The sequence below is a fragment of the Bartonella sp. CR127HXZ genome (genome assembly GCF_042194555.1).
Taxonomy (GTDB): domain Bacteria; phylum Pseudomonadota; class Alphaproteobacteria; order Rhizobiales; family Rhizobiaceae; genus Bartonella; species Bartonella grahamii.
The window spans coordinates 265,617-280,885 of the sequence record NZ_JBHIMZ010000001.1 but is presented as its reverse complement, the minus strand read 5'-3'; the positions used below and the strand labels follow the sequence as shown (position 1 = coordinate 280,885).

General features: G+C 38.4%; 15 protein-coding genes. 9 read left to right on the top strand and 6 right to left on the bottom strand.

Annotated elements, in window-relative coordinates:
- Nucleotides 1-12: 12 nt before the first annotated feature.
- Both fabD and ACFIKY_RS01135 read right to left on the bottom strand, forming a co-directional pair.
- Nucleotides 13-957, bottom strand: a complete 945-nt coding sequence (gene fabD / locus ACFIKY_RS01140; RefSeq protein WP_375644914.1) for an ACP S-malonyltransferase — start codon at nt 955-957, stop codon at nt 13-15.
- Between the two features lie 77 nt (nt 958-1,034).
- On the bottom strand, nt 1,035-1,622 hold the full coding sequence (locus ACFIKY_RS01135) for an undecaprenyl-diphosphatase (protein ID WP_375661298.1): 588 nt from the start codon (nt 1,620-1,622) through the stop codon (nt 1,035-1,037).
- Nucleotides 1,623-1,954: 332 nt separating this feature from the next.
- Between ACFIKY_RS01135 and rpsF the strand changes: the two genes are divergently transcribed.
- The 9 genes from rpsF to ACFIKY_RS01090 all read left to right on the top strand — a co-directional run bounded on the left by rpsF (nt 1,955) and on the right by ACFIKY_RS01090 (nt 10,860).
- Nucleotides 1,955-2,362 (top strand): 30S ribosomal protein S6, encoded by a 408-nt coding sequence (gene rpsF, locus ACFIKY_RS01130; RefSeq protein WP_273788489.1) that lies wholly within the window; start codon nt 1,955-1,957, stop codon nt 2,360-2,362.
- Nucleotides 2,362-2,610, top strand: a complete 249-nt coding sequence (gene rpsR / locus ACFIKY_RS01125) for a 30S ribosomal protein S18 (RefSeq protein ID WP_012754957.1) — start codon at nt 2,362-2,364, stop codon at nt 2,608-2,610. The genes rpsF and rpsR overlap by 1 nt, the downstream gene beginning before the upstream one ends.
- A gap of 150 nt (nt 2,611-2,760) precedes the next feature.
- Complete coding sequence (locus tag ACFIKY_RS01120) at nt 2,761-3,741, top strand: hypothetical protein (protein ID WP_375644916.1); 981 nt, start codon at nt 2,761-2,763, stop codon at nt 3,739-3,741.
- Between the two features lie 25 nt (nt 3,742-3,766).
- On the top strand, nt 3,767-4,363 hold the full coding sequence (rplI, locus tag ACFIKY_RS01115; protein WP_375636556.1) for a 50S ribosomal protein L9: 597 nt from the start codon (nt 3,767-3,769) through the stop codon (nt 4,361-4,363).
- Between the two features lie 593 nt (nt 4,364-4,956).
- On the top strand, nt 4,957-6,447 hold the full coding sequence (locus tag ACFIKY_RS01110) for a replicative DNA helicase (RefSeq protein WP_375636558.1): 1,491 nt from the start codon (nt 4,957-4,959) through the stop codon (nt 6,445-6,447).
- 6 nt (nt 6,448-6,453) lie between these two features.
- Nucleotides 6,454-7,830 (top strand): DNA repair protein RadA, encoded by a 1,377-nt coding sequence (gene radA, locus ACFIKY_RS01105; RefSeq protein WP_375644917.1) that lies wholly within the window; start codon nt 6,454-6,456, stop codon nt 7,828-7,830.
- 127 nt (nt 7,831-7,957) lie between these two features.
- Nucleotides 7,958-8,539 (top strand): CvpA family protein, encoded by a 582-nt coding sequence (locus tag ACFIKY_RS01100; RefSeq protein WP_375636561.1) that lies wholly within the window; start codon nt 7,958-7,960, stop codon nt 8,537-8,539.
- 75 nt (nt 8,540-8,614) lie between these two features.
- Entirely contained in the window at nt 8,615-10,108 is a 1,494-nt protein-coding gene (purF, locus tag ACFIKY_RS01095) for an amidophosphoribosyltransferase (protein WP_375628701.1), read from the top strand.
- A gap of 2 nt (nt 10,109-10,110) precedes the next feature.
- The gene (locus ACFIKY_RS01090) at nt 10,111-10,860 is read left to right on the top strand and encodes an SDR family NAD(P)-dependent oxidoreductase (RefSeq protein WP_375655933.1); all 750 of its coding nucleotides are present in this window, start codon (nt 10,111-10,113) and stop codon (nt 10,858-10,860) included.
- Between the two features lie 70 nt (nt 10,861-10,930).
- On the opposite strand, the gene pssA is transcribed toward ACFIKY_RS01090, so the two are convergent.
- The 4 genes from pssA to ACFIKY_RS01070 all read right to left on the bottom strand — a co-directional run bounded on the left by pssA (nt 10,931) and on the right by ACFIKY_RS01070 (nt 15,266).
- A complete protein-coding gene (gene pssA, locus ACFIKY_RS01085) occupies nt 10,931-11,770 on the bottom strand; it encodes a CDP-diacylglycerol--serine O-phosphatidyltransferase (RefSeq protein ID WP_375636563.1) in 840 nt (279 codons plus the stop codon).
- An 8-nt stretch (nt 11,771-11,778) separates the two neighbouring features.
- Nucleotides 11,779-12,477 (bottom strand): phosphatidylserine decarboxylase, encoded by a 699-nt coding sequence (locus ACFIKY_RS01080; protein ID WP_375636564.1) that lies wholly within the window; start codon nt 12,475-12,477, stop codon nt 11,779-11,781.
- Nucleotides 12,478-12,594: 117 nt separating this feature from the next.
- Complete coding sequence (locus ACFIKY_RS01075) at nt 12,595-14,478, bottom strand: ABC transporter ATP-binding protein/permease (RefSeq protein WP_012754947.1); 1,884 nt, start codon at nt 14,476-14,478, stop codon at nt 12,595-12,597.
- A 116-nt stretch (nt 14,479-14,594) separates the two neighbouring features.
- Nucleotides 14,595-15,266 carry a DUF421 domain-containing protein gene (locus tag ACFIKY_RS01070; protein ID WP_375636566.1) on the bottom strand — a complete coding sequence of 224 codons (672 nt, stop codon included), beginning with the start codon at nt 15,264-15,266 and terminating at the stop codon, nt 14,595-14,597.
- Nucleotides 15,267-15,269 lie beyond the last annotated feature (3 nt).

The following is a 15,269-nucleotide window of genomic DNA, read 5'->3' as shown; positions in this document are numbered from 1 at the left end:
ACTCCTTATAGATTAAACGCCAAGCATGCCTAGCGCTGATTCTATTTCATCAACTGTTCCAATTGTTACCCCCTTTATATCTTTGTTAATACGACGCGTTAAACCTGTTAATACTTTTCCAGAACCAACTTCAAAAAGCGTATCAACCCCATTAGCAGCGATCCATTCTATTGTTTCACGCCATCGCACTCTCCCAGTCACTTGTTCAACAAGAAGAGTAGTAATACGCTCTGGATTGCTCTCAGGTGCAACAGAAACATTAGCAATCAAAGGAACAATAGGGGGCATTTTGTTAACAGTCAAAAGTGCTTTCTTCATGGCATCAGCAGCAGGTTGCATTAAAGATGAATGAAACGGTGCAGAAACTGGAAGAAGAAGTGCACGTTTTGCACCTTTTGTTGATGCAATCTCTACCGCTGTCTCAACTGCTTTTGCTTTACCTGAAATAACAATTTGCCCACCACCATTATCATTAGCAATCTGACATAGTCCTTCTCCAGAAACAGTTTCGCAAATTTCTTCCACAGTGTGCTCTTCCAAACCAATCAGTGCTGCCATAGAACCTTCACCAACCGCGACAGCAGCCTGCATAGCATTGCCACGAATACGCAAAAGTCTTGCCGTATCTGTGAGAGTAAATGTACCAGCAGCACAAAGGGCCGAATATTCGCCTAAAGAATGACCAGCAACAAACTTTACCTTTTCTTCTATACAAAGCCCTAATTGTTGCATCACACGAATGACAGCCATGGATACAGCCATTAATGCCGGTTGTGCATTTGCTGTTAACGTTAAAACATCTGCTGGTCCTTCAAAAATGATCTTTGATAATTTCTCACCCAAAGCATCATCAACTTCCTCGAAAACCATCCGTGCGGCAATAAATTGCTCTGTAAGCGCCTTCCCCATACCAACAAGTTGACTTCCCTGCCCTGGAAAAATAAAAGCTGCACCCATTTATCAACTCCTAAAATTGTACAATTAAATTATTCTCTTTTGACCTTATTCATCCGCACAAATCAAGATAAAGCCCTTTATTTAAAACGAATACCACTCTTAAAATTATATTTTAAAGGCGGAATTTGATATAAAAACTTAGGAAAGTAGGGAGCTATAAACTGAATAACACCCAAACTTATGAGACTTCCTAAAATTGCACCTGCTAAAATATCAAAGGGATAATGTACACCCACAAAGATGCGCGCCCAACAGATCAAGCACAAAAACACCGTGGCAAATTTAAAAGCAACCTTGTATCGGTAAAAATAAAAGTTAGCTGCATAAGATGCAATGGTCAAGGCATGATTACTAGGAAAAGAAGCTGTTGCACGATGTTGAATAAGCGGTGTTGTCAACCCTACCACGAATGGGCGAGGATGAAAATAAAAAAGAGAAATGAGATAACCTATGAAAAGAGCAGAACAAATACTCATGCAAATGCTTAGCACGACACATCGTTCCCTCTCCCCACCACAAAACCACAATGCACAAAGATGGAGAGGAATAATATAAATTAAAAACTTTGCACAAAAAATACTAAACAAAACTACAATCGACCAAGCTTGATGATTGCCGACAAACATTTCAAAGAGTGTAACATCAATCTGGTTTAAAAAGTCCATTTTTCTCTCCTTTATGTTACAGTACTATCTTTTTGTAGACGAGGGAAATATATCAAGATTTAGCAAATCAATTTTTTTATGTGCATAAACTTGCTATTTTAAAAGATAACCTGTAGATATGAAATATTCGTTGCCGGCACTTTAGCTGGAGGTTGAACGGAGGGCTGTAAAATATCAGTAGGAAATACAATGTTTCCGGCCTCCCGTGTCTCCGCTCTCGGATGTCTCGAATCGTAAACGCGTCCTTTCTTCTTTGGATTTCCAAAAAAGACAAGTCGCAGAGGCTTTGCGCTAAAACCGGTAAGATTTAATTGAAGAAAGGCAAAACAACAATGGCTCTTTATGAACATATGTTCCTTGCCCGACAAGACATTACACCGCAGCAAGTTGATGAACTTTTGAGTCTCTACAAAGGTGTCATTGAAGCACATGGTGGGAAAGTTGGGCGTATAGAAAATTGGGGACTTCGTCCTCTTGCTTACCGCATTCGTAAAAACCGTAAGGCTTATTATACCTTGGTCAATATTGATGCACCAGCTTCGGCAATTGCTGAAGTGGAGCGTCAGATGCGCATCAATGAGGATATTTTGCGTTATATGACCATTCGCGTAGAAAAACACGAAAAAGAAAAATCTGCTATGCTCTCACACCTTGATCGCAATAGTCACATTGGACACGATGAAGAGCGTCCTCGTTTTCCACGTCGTCAACGTGAAAATGCTATAGAAGGGGTAGAATGATGACTGATACCAATCAAAACTCTGCACGTCGCCCCTTTCATCGTCGTCGTAAAACATGTCCTTTTTCAGGGACCAATGCTCCCAAAATTGATTATAAAGACATCAAGTTGTTACAACGTTATATTTCCGAACGTGGGAAAATTGTTCCTTCACGGATTACTGCTGTTAGTCAGAAAAAACAGCGTGAATTAGCTAATGCTATCAAACGTGCTCGCTTTTTAGGCTTACTTCCGTACGTTATAAAGTAAACGCTCAATACGCTATGCAACTGGAGAGTTTCTCCAGTTGCTTTTCTTATATGATTAAAAAAATAGCTTGTTGCATCCTATGTTAAGCTATTACATGTCAAAGTTGGGGTATTGACACGCCCCTAACTGCAGAAAGCAGGACAGCAATAAATGAAAAAAAATCGTACCTATGAGATATTAACCGGTATTTTAGCAGGATTGTTTGCTGTTGTAATAGGAATGGCAATCATCAGTGTTGCAAATATCGCGCCCTTTTTTTCTCTTCTTCTTGGCTGCTTTCTTTCATTGCCAATTTTTATTGTTGCGTTCGGTCAAGGAACACTAGCCAGTCTCATCGCCCTCATAAGTGCCACTGTTGTTCTTATCATAACCACTAATACCTATATTGCTCTTGGCTTGATGTTCTTATTTTTCCTTCCTGCTGTCTATGCTTCTTGGCTTCTTGGGCTTGCACGACCAGCGCAAAAAGAAAACGAACTGATATGGTATCCATTATCATCGGTTATTTTTCATTTAACTAATTTTATCGCTCTTATAGCAACTTTCATTGGGCTCTATGTTCAAACCCGTCCTTCCACACCCGTCATTGCAAAAAAAATCACCGAAAACATAGCACAAACTCTGCAACAATCACAGTCAATAAAAGAAGCCGATATACGCGCTTTTAGTGAGCTTTTAATGACGCATCCAGCAACTTTTACTGCTGTTTCTTTGACTCTTTATAGTTTGGTTTTTCTCATTGCTAACCTTTACTTTTCCATGATAGCAGCACAACACATGAAATGGCTGAAAAGACCTCGTGATGATTGGAGCCAAACTCTCCGCCTTCCAATTTCTGGAATTGTTATTTTCATTATTGTTTGCATAGCATCGATGATTGAGTTGAGCGCTTCTCTTAACTTGAGTACCCGTGTCTTTAGTACTGCATACACTGTCATCATATTAATTAGCGGTCTAGCATATCTTCACAATATTACAAAAGGGGTAAACGGTCGGATTATTATACTTTCTCTTGTTTATATTGCTATTTTAACAGTCGTTTTTACTCCACCTATTGTTTTCATGATGCTTTTGATGGGAATTTGGGCTGCTATTCAATATAATTTTCAATCACGCAAAAAACTCCACTAAATTTATTTGTTCGAAAGGAAAAACTATGGATATTATTTTACTTGAGCGCATTCCTCGTCTTGGTCAAATGGGTGATATTGTCTCAGTTAAAGATGGTTATGCGCGTAATTTTCTCTTGCCTCAAGGTAAAGCTTTACGTGCAAATGAAGCCAATAAAAAACATTTTGAGATACAACGTGCACAACTTGAAGCACGTAATCTTGAACGCAAAAGCGAAGCGCAAAAAGTTGCTGAAAAACTTGATGGACAATCATTCATTGTTGTTCGTTCTGCTGGTGAAACAGGACAACTTTATGGTTCTGTGTCAACACGTGATATTGCTGAAATTATAACAGATGAAGGCTTTTCTATTGGGAGAAATCAAGTCGAACTTAACCATCCAATAAAAATGATTGGTCTTCACACTATCACTCTTAGCTTACATCCTGAGGTTCAAATTTCCGTGATTATTAATGTTGCGCGTTCTACCAGTGAAGCACAACGCCAAGCAGAAGGTGAAACTCTCACTTCTGCTAAAGAAATATATAATATTCAAGAAGAATTATTAGAAGAAAGTCAGGAAGAATTATTGGCAGAAGAAATTAATGACAACGATATAAACAGTTCTCATCAAGAAGCTTAATTGCTATTTTTGCTTTCTGTTTTATATTTTTTATTCCATTTTAAATATTGCTCATAAAATACTCACACTTTAAAAGTGAGTATTTTATGGCCATCATACATAAAGAACCTAATTTTTATGAAAGCATTAGCAATATATTATTTAAAGGCATTACATGCCGAGAATGATGATATAACTAAGAGGAAATATCTTTTGTTTTCAGCATATAAAGCAAAAATAATTTAAAGTTCTACCTTTCAGGGTAAGGCTTGTATGAGCGGTAAGTTGATTGTATCCTCACATGATCTGAAATAATTTCAGTTATAAAAGAGTAATTCTGCTTACACAGATATTGGAATCTTAAGGTCATGTAACTTCAAAATACTTAAATTTAGAGTACCAAAACTTCCACTTTAAAATTACGTATTATAAAATAAAATAGATAGACGTAACACAAATAATATACAAATGATAAATGAGCAACGAAAAGAGAGCTTTGAAAAATTATATAATTTTAACTTAAAATGAAGGTTTGTAGCTCTATTCTTTTAATTATACGATTTTCAATTTATCGCCTAAAGTAGCTAGACTTGGAATTTTAGTGGAAAAATATTATGGAAGAAACTAACGTTGTTAATGTAGGCTCTTCAAAAAAAGAAGATTCTCCTTCTTTTCGGCAACTTCCGTATAATATTGAAGCTGAACAGGCATTGCTTGGTGCCATCTTTATCAACAATGATTCTCTTGACCGCGTTTCAGATTTTCTAAAACCAGAACATTTTTTTGAACCATTGCATCAAAAAATTTATCATGTTTTATCTCACCTTATTAAAACAGGAAAACGTGTAGATCCAGTTACAATCAAGCCCTATATCCAAATGGAAGAAAAAATTGGAGATATTACTGTCTACCAGTATGTTGTTCGCTTAGCCACAGAGGCAGTCACTATTATTAACGCTGAAGATTATGGACGCGTTATTTACGATCTTTTTATCCGCCGGTCTTTGATTAACCTTGGAACTCAAGTTGTCAATACAGCCTTTGATGCTCCTGTAGAGCTCACGCCTACCCAACAAATTGAAACTGTTGAAAATCAGTTATTTGAGCTAGCAGAAAAAGGGAAATATGGAGGTGGATTTGAAAATTTTAATGAGGCTATCAAAAAAGCTATCGATATGGCAAGTGCTGCGAAAAAGCGCTCTTCACAATTATCCGGGATAGCCACCCATATTAAAACACTTGATGAAAAAATGGGAGGATTACAAGCATCTGACTTAATTATCCTTGCGGGACGCCCTGGTATGGGTAAAACCTCACTGGCTACCAATATTGCCTTTAATATTGCTAATGCTTATAATCGTAATGCCAATATCCAAGAAAATGAAGGTGGCATTGTAGGATTCTTCTCACTTGAAATGTCCTCCGAACAGCTTGCAACACGTATTATTTCTGAACAAACAGAAGTCTCTTCTTCTGATATTCGGCGTGGTAATATTTCAGATGAACAATTTTCAAAAATTATTCGTGCGGTGAACCAACTACAAAAGGCACCACTTTATATTGATCAAACTGGGGGAATATCAATTACGCAATTAGCTGCTCGTGCGCGACGTCTCAAGCGACAACATGGCTTAGATATCTTGTTTATTGACTATATCCAACTCATGACAAGCAGTTCAAAGCGTTCATCAGAAAACCGTGTTCAAGAGATCACAGAAATTACCACAGGATTAAAAGCATTAGCGAAAGAATTGAACATTCCTATTATCGCTCTCTCTCAACTTTCACGTCAAGTAGAAAATAGAACAGATAAACGTCCACAACTTTCAGATTTACGTGAATCTGGTTCAATTGAGCAAGATGCCGACATTGTTCTGTTTGTCTATCGCGAAGAATATTATCTCAAAAATGAAGAACCAAAGTTAGGTAGCTTGGAACATACAAAATGGCAAGAAATAATGGACAAAGCTTTTGGAAAAGCTGATGTTATTATTGCAAAACAGCGCCATGGGCCGACAGGAATCGTGCCACTTGCCTTTCAATCTGATTTCACACGATTCAGTGATCTGGCCGATAGCAATTATCTTCCAGAGCAAATTGGTTAAATCAACATGGCGCGTAATCGTATTCAATTTATCTGCCAAAATTGTGGAACGGTCCATTCTCGTTGGGCGGGAAAATGTAGTGCTTGTGGAGAATGGAATTCCCTTATCGAAGAAACTATAAATGGCGGCATAGGAAGTGCTCCTAAGCAGAATGCTCGTAAAGGACGCATCGTCACACTCACATCTCTTTCTGGAAATATCGAAGATGCTCCACGTATTCATTCTGGTATTGCTGAACTTGATCGTGTTACCGGTGGAGGCTTTGTCCGTGGATCGGCACTCCTTGTTGGTGGTGACCCGGGTATTGGTAAATCAACATTGCTGACACAAACAGCCGCTGCTTTATCACGTAAAGGATATAATGTCATCTATGTTTCAGGTGAAGAGGCTATTGCGCAAATTTGTCTGCGCGCACAAAGGCTTGAAGCTAACAATACAGAAGTGAAACTTGCTGCTGAAACCAATGTTGAAGATATTCTGGCAACCTTAAGCGAACATAAAAACCTTGATATGGTGATTATCGATTCGATTCAAACCCTATGGTCAGATACAGCAGATTCATCACCAGGCACTGTCACACAAGTACGTATCGGTGCTCAAGCAATGATCCGCTTTGCCAAGAAAACAGGAGCCGCCGTTGTTCTTGTTGGTCATGTTACAAAAGATGGGCAAATTGCTGGTCCTCGAGTTGTTGAACATATGGTTGATGGCGTTCTCTATTTTGAGGGTGAAGGAGGACATCATTATCGCATTCTTAGAACTGTAAAAAATCGCTTCGGACCAACAGATGAAATTGGTGTCTTTGAAATGTCTGATAAAGGATTACGCGAAGTGATAAATCCATCCGAATTGTTTTTAGGAGAACGTAATGAAAAAGCACCAGGTGCTGCTGTTTTTGCGGGAATGGAAGGGACACGCCCGATACTCGTAGAAATTCAAGCGCTTGTTGCTCCTTCTTCCCTTGGGACACCAAGACGTGCGGTTGTCGGATGGGATGGAAATCGCCTTTCTATGATTCTTGCCGTTTTAGAAGCCCATTGCGGCATTCGTTTTGGACAGCATGATGTCTATCTGAACGTAGCAGGTGGATATCGCATATCAGAACCCGCTGCTGATTTAGCTGTAGCCGCTGCTTTGGTATCCTCTCTTGCCAATATCGCATTGCCAACGGATTATGTATATTTTGGTGAAGTCAGTCTTTCAGGAGCTACCCGCGCTGTTTCACATTCAGCACAGCGCATCAATGAAGCAAAAAAACTCGGCTTTCAAGGAGCATTTCATCCCACAACAACAACCGAAATGATGAAGTCGCTCAATTTTCAACAAAAAACTTTCTCCGACCTTCCCGAACTCGTTGCTACTCTTACCGTAAGTAAAAAATGATCTGCACCACAGATATGATAATATAGAAAAAACTCTATAAAATACAAAAGATCCTTGCTATAAGAACAAAAAATATATTTGTACACAGACTTATAAGAACACAACTTTATGTATAAGGAACAAACAAATGATCATAACAATCCTTGATGGAATTGTCGTAGTAATCATCCTGTTGTCCGCTTTTCTTGCTATGCTTCGAGGGTTTTCACGTGAAGTGTTATCGTTGATTTCTTGGGCAGTTGCAGCTATTACGACACTGTTTTTATTCAAGCCTGTCTTACCTTTCTTTGAACACTATCTCTCTAATAAAATGATTGCATTGATCACAACATTGGTCACGATTTTTATTATTGTTCTCATTATTACTTCAATTATTACAATGAAGATCTCTGATTTTATTATTGATAGTCGAATTGGTATCCTTGACCGTGCTATTGGTTTTATTTTTGGAGCACTTCGCGGTTTACTTATCATGGTCATCGGTATGTTGCTGATTAATGCACTGATTAAACCCGAGCTTCAAGCGAATTGGTTAAAAAATGCAAAAACAAGGCCTATTTTAGATTCACTAGGACAAAAAGTTTGGGAAATACTCCCAAAAGATATTGGATCTGTTCTCGAAAAGGCGGAAAATTTGTTTAAAGACAGCAATAAACATACGTATGAGCAACACTCTCATAAAAAGATAATTTTAAAAAATAAAGAATAGTTTTTCATGAGGAAAGAGAACTAAATGATGTAAAATGTGATATTAATGATTCCTCCGTATCACAACTGAAAGAATATGATGATAAAAAGTGATGTTTTCTGTCAAGAATTTTCGTTAGATGATGATACCCTTCATGAAGAATGTGGCGTTTTTGGTATTCTTGGGCATGAAGATGCAGCAACATTAACAGCTCTTGGACTCCACGCACTTCAGCATCGTGGGCAAGAAGCAGCTGGTATTGTTTCCTACCATAATAAAATGTTTCATCAAGAAAAGCATTTAGGTCTTGTTGGTGATCACTATACAAATCCTACAACACTTGCACGCTTACCAGGAAATCGCGCTATTGGACATACCCGTTATTCAACAACTGGAGAAGTAGCATTACGCAATGTTCAACCCCTTTTTGCTGAATTAAAAGCTGGAGGCATTGCTATTGCTCATAATGGTAATCTTACCAATGGTCTTACATTACGCCGTGAACTCATCGCTTCTGGAGCTATCTGTCAATCAACATCAGATTCAGAAGTTTTTCTTCATCTTATTGCCCGCTCACGTTATGAATCGTCCTCTGATCGTTTTGTTGATGCAATTCGGCAAGTAGAAGGTGGGTATGCTATGTTAGCGCTCACACGTACAAAGCTTATTGCTGCACGCGATCCAACAGGGATTAGACCCCTTGTGATGGGGGAACTTGATGGTAAGCCTATTTTTTGTTCTGAAACTTGTGCTCTTGATATTATTGGAGCAAAGTATGTCCGTGATGTTAAAAATGGGGAGATCATCATATGTGAAATACAAAAAAATGGGGAAATTACTAAAAAAATTATAAAACCCAAAAATGAAAAACCAGAAAAACTTTGCTTGTTTGAATATGTTTATTTTGCCCGTCCGGACTCAATCGTTGGAGGGCGTAGTGTCTATGCAACACGCAAAAATATGGGAATCCGTTTAGCACAGGAAGCCCCTTGTGAGGGTGATGTTGTGGTTCCTGTTCCTGATGGAGGAACTCCTGCCGCAATTGGCTATGCACAAGAAATTGGAATTCCCTTCGAGCTTGGTATTATCCGTAATCACTATGTTGGCCGTACTTTTATCGAACCAACACAACAAATTCGTGCTTTTGGTGTCAAGTTAAAACATTCTGCAAACCGTCCTGTGATTGAAAGAAAACGTGTTATTCTTGTTGATGACTCTATTGTACGTGGAACAACATCTCTTAAAATTGTGCGAATGCTCCGTGATGCAGGAGCAAAAGAAGTTCATATGCGCATTTCTAGCCCTATGATTTTCTATCCCGACTTTTATGGTATTGATACACCTAAAGTTGAAAGCCTTTTAGCAAATCAATATCCAGATTTAAAATCTATGTGTGATTTTATTGGAGCAGATTCATTAGAATTTCTTTCAACGGATGGATTATATCTTGCTGTAGCAGGGGAAAAACGGAATAACGCCGATCCACAATTTACTGACCATTATTTTACTGGATATTATCCTACGCAACTGGTTGATCAAGAAAATCTCTCCAAAACTCATCAATCATCTGTTCTTAAAACAAGAGATTAATGATGACAAAATGTGACTTTAGTCTCCATGGGCGTGTTGCACTTGTTACTGGCGCATCAAGAGGAATTGGCTATTATTTGGCACTCGAGCTTGCTGCACGCGGCGCTCATATTATTGCTCTTGCACGAACAGTCAGTGGACTTACTGAATTAGATAATCAAATCCGAGAAAAAGGGGCTCATGCAACCCTTGTTCCCCTTGACTTGCATCATATGGAAAACATCGATACTCTTGCTATCTCAATTGCCAAACGCTGGAAAAAACTTGATATTATCGTTGAAAACGCAGGAATCCTTGGAACACTCTCACCAATAGCGCATATAGAAAACACGGTATTTGAAGATGTTTTTCAAATAAATCTTTTCAGCCAATGGCGCTTAATGAAAGCTGTTGAGCCTTTATTACGTGAATCTGATGCTGGACGAGCCATTCTGTTATCCTCAAGCGTTGCGCATGCTGCGCGCCCTTTCTGGGGAGCTTATGCAGCCTCTAAAGCGGCTTTAGAGATGATTGCCCGCTGTTGGGCAGAAGAACTCAAACAAACCCCTATTAAGATTAATTGTGTCAACCCTGGTGCCACACGCACTGCCATGCGCGCTGAAGCTATGCCCGGTGAAGATCCACAAACTCTCCCTTCACCACAAGAGGTTGCAAAAAAGATAGTACATTTGTTATCACCTGATTTAAAGGAAACTGGAAAACTCTTTAATGTTCATAAAAATCGGTTTGTAGATTATCATGTACCTGATTGATCATCATCGGAGAAGTAAATCGTTTAACTCTCTCTTTTTCCTGTGCTTCTCAACAGAAGAATGAAACACTTTATGATTCTTGGATAGATTTAGCATCAGCCTTTTTCTCTTCTAAAGTAGCACGTTTATTATAAGCGATAAAACTACAGGGGAGAAAAATCATATAGCTAACAGCTGTAATCAATAAAGTTTTCCATGTGTAAGTCGCAAGAAAACCGACATAAATAACAATGACCAACATGCACGGTATAACGATATCGCGCCTTAAATTTTGATCAATTGTTTTTGCATTCCATACTGGTAAACGACTAATCAAAAGAAAAGCAATAATTACAGTATAAAGACTAAAAAATAATGCCCACCCCCAATTGGGGACCAAACCAAGAGCGCCTAAATAGGTAGGCAATAAAAGGAGTAATGCTCCTGCTGGTGCTGGAACACCAACAAAATAACTTTTCTGCCACTTAGGTATATTGGTGTTATCCAACATCACATTAAAACGTGCTAACCGCAAACAACAAGCAACACAATAAACAAGGGCTGCAACCCAACCAATGTGATTTGCTTGATTCAAGATAAAAGAATAAACAATAAGTGCAGGGGTAACACCAAAATTTATAACATCAGCAAGAGAATCCATCTGTGCCCCAAAAGATGAACTACCATCTATTAAACGGGCAATGCGACCATCAGCACCATCTAAAACTGCGGCCAAAAGCACCATTAAAATAGCAGCTTCATAGCGATGTTCAAAAGCCAAACGAATGCTGCTCATCCCTGCACAAATTGCTAAAATAGTAATGATATTGGGAATGACATACCGCATTGATGTAGGTGAACGCCGCCGACTTGCAACATCATCATGCTGCCCCTCAGGATTGAATGAAGAAAATGGCGAAAAATTTTTCATTGTGAGTCCTAATCGTATCTGAAGTCCGTTGTGGCACTCTTATCATCAAAAGAACCCAAAACTGTTTCTCCAGCAATTGCGGTCTGTCCAACTGCAACACGCAATTTCATTTCAGTTGGTATATAAATATCAAGGCGAGAACCAAAACGAATCAATCCAAATCGCTCACCAGTCATAACGGCATCGTTTTCTTTTGACCAACAAACAATCCGGCGTGCAACCATTCCCGCTATTTGTACGATACCGATTTTACCATGTTTGCTATCAATTACCACACCATTACGCTCATTAAACTGGCTAGCTTTATCAAACTCAGCATTGGTAAATCGACCTGGATGATAAACGATAGACTCTACTGTACCACTGATAGGAATACGATTAATATGGCATGAAAAAACATCCATAAAAATGGAAATACGGATCATTTCATCTTTCCCTAATCCTAATTCTTCAGGTGGAACACATGATTCCACAAATGAAATACGCCCATCTGCAGGCGACATAACCCAATTTGAATTTAAAGGGATCACACGATCTGGATTACGAAAAAAGTATATACACCACACCGTGAGAACGAGACCAAACCAAAACAACGGACTCCATATCCAACCAAGAATGAGCGAAATAACAAAAAACGCTACAATAAAAGGATAACCCTCTTTATGAACCGGTACAAAGCTATTATGGAAAGATTGCAGAATACTCATATAATTTCCTATTCATCGTAAACTCAAACAAGCAACAAATCTTTTTGTTCCTCTTGTGTCTTTTTATGTATTTAATCAATCACTCCATATAAAGATATAGATTACATTTTGCCCTATTTATTTTTTACGATTAACAACACTCGTCTCATCTTCTTCACGTATTTTACGTAATTTTTCTTCAGCTTTCGATGCTTCAAGCTGCTTATTCCACATTGAAGCATATAAACCTTTCTTGCGTAAAAGCTCTGTATGCGCCCCATTTTCAATAATACGACCACTTTTAAGAACCAAAATTTCATCAGCATTGATGACAGTAGAAAGACGGTGAGCAATAATCAGTGTTGTACGTCCACGGCTTACAATATCCAATGCTTGTTGAATTTCCTGTTCAGTCGCCGTATCAAGAGCCGATGTTGCTTCATCTAAAATAAGAAGTGGGGGGGCTTTTAAAAGTGTCCGTGCAATAGCCACACGTTGTTTTTCACCACCTGATAATTTGAGACCTCGCTCTCCTACCATAGACTGAAAACCTTCCGGTAAAATTTCAATAAATTTTGATATTTGTGCCATTTCAGCAGCTTTGCGCATTTCTTCATCTGTAGCACTTGGACGCCCATAGCAAATATTATAGGCAATTGTATCATTAAATAACACTGTATCTTGTGGGACCATGCCAATCGCTTCACGCAAACTCTTTTGTGTTACGTCACGAATATCCTGCCCGTCAATTGTGATAGAACCCGCGTCAACATCATAAAACCGAAAAAGCAACCGAGAAATAGTTGATTTACCTGCACCAGATGGACCGACAATGGCGACTGTTTTTCCTCCAGGAACTTCAAAATCAATATCTCTGAGAATCTGACGTGTCGAATCATAGGAAAACTTTACCTGATGAAAACGAATGGTCCCATCCCTTATCTCTAACGGTTTAGCATCCGATTTATCAACGATCTCCTTCTGAACATCTAAAAGATCAAACATTGCTTCAATATCCGTCAAACCTTGTCGAATATCACGATAAATTGAACCAATAAAATTCAGTGGAATGGAAAGTTGCATTAAAAGTGCATTAATAAAAACAAAATCACCCAAAGTTTGTGTTTTATAAAAAACTTCATAAGCTGACATCAGCATCATGATCGTCATTCCAATACCAAAGATAAGAGCCTGACCAAAATTAAGCCAGCTTAACGATGTCCAAATCTTTGTTGCGGCTTTTTCATAACCTACCATAGAAGCATCAAATCGATCGGCTTCTAGAGTTTCATTGCCAAAATATTTCACCGTTTCAAAATTCAAAAGAGAATCAACTGCACGCGTATTGGCCTCAGTATCTGCTGTATTCATTTGTTGCCGAATACGAATGCGCCAATCACTCGCCTTAATGGTAAACAAGATATATAATCCAACCGTTGCAACAACGATGAGAAGATAATGCCACCCATAACTTATGTAAAATACAAGTGCCGTTAATATAAACTCTAGAACTGTCGGTACTGTGTTCAGAATTGAAAATCTTACGATCGCTTCAATTCCTTTTGTACCACGCTCAATCACACGAGAAAGCCCACCAGTTCGGCGTTCCAAATGAAATCGCAAGGATAACTCATGCATATGTACAAAGGTTTTATAAGCCAATTGACGAACAGCATATTGACCAACAGTGGCAAAAAGAGAATCGCGTAATTGATTTAATCCAGCCTGCATAATACGTGCGACATTATATGCCAAAACGAGCATGATGGGAATAATCAAACTGGATGGGAACCATTCAGGTAGCTGAAAGCTTGAATCAAGCACATTCGTAGAATATTTAAAGAAATACGGTACAGATATGAGAACGAGCTTAGCCAAAACAAGATAAAATATTGCCCATAGCACACGTATTTTTAGATCACGTCGCCCTACTGGCCACATATAGGGCCATAAATTGTAAAGTGTGTGCAGAGTTCTGCCTGTATCTGATGATACAGTCTTTGTCATTTCATTGCGTTTCATAAAGTCCTTACTTCTCTATCATCCACACGAAAAAGGCAAAATACCCCCCTGTGGTTGTTTATAGATTTATCTCTTCATTACGCTTCCAATAAGCTATACCCACTCGTTATTTAAAGTTAGACTGTTTTTGAAAAAGGAACAAGAAATAATCCACTATACAATTTATTATTTTTATCTGTATTTTCATACCACTCTGCTGCAAATAAATTTTCAACTTTTACATGGTTTTTTTTCAATTCTGCCTGAAGCCACTTTTTTGTTTTACCAATCTCTTTAAGTCCATCATCAATAACTTCACCATTTTCTATTAAAATCGTCGATTTCTTCCCTTCTTCCTTTTTAATGACAGTGAAATCACCATTGGTTTCCAAACGAACAAAAGCGGCTTCATGTAAGTGACACCCTTTAAGACGTAACATCGTAATGAGATCATTAACATTGATCCCTAAGTTCTTAATCTTATCTATTTGGAAAACCCCATCTAAAACTAATGTAACATTCCGCCCTGCAATAAGACGACGAAAAAAAACTGAATAGCGTGCAAAAAAATTAAAAGATGTAATCAAGGTTTGCCAGATGAGTAAAACAAGCAATAATTGAATGCTACTAATACTCTGATTATAAATAACGCCTCCAATAATACCTCCCATAACAAAATTACTGACCAAATCAACTGGTGTCATCTGACTAAGGCTCCCCCGCCCCGTCGTTCTTAAAATAAATAAGAAGGCAACAAGACCTACAGCCAGCTTAAGCGCGATATACCCATAATGATATAAAAATTCCATCAA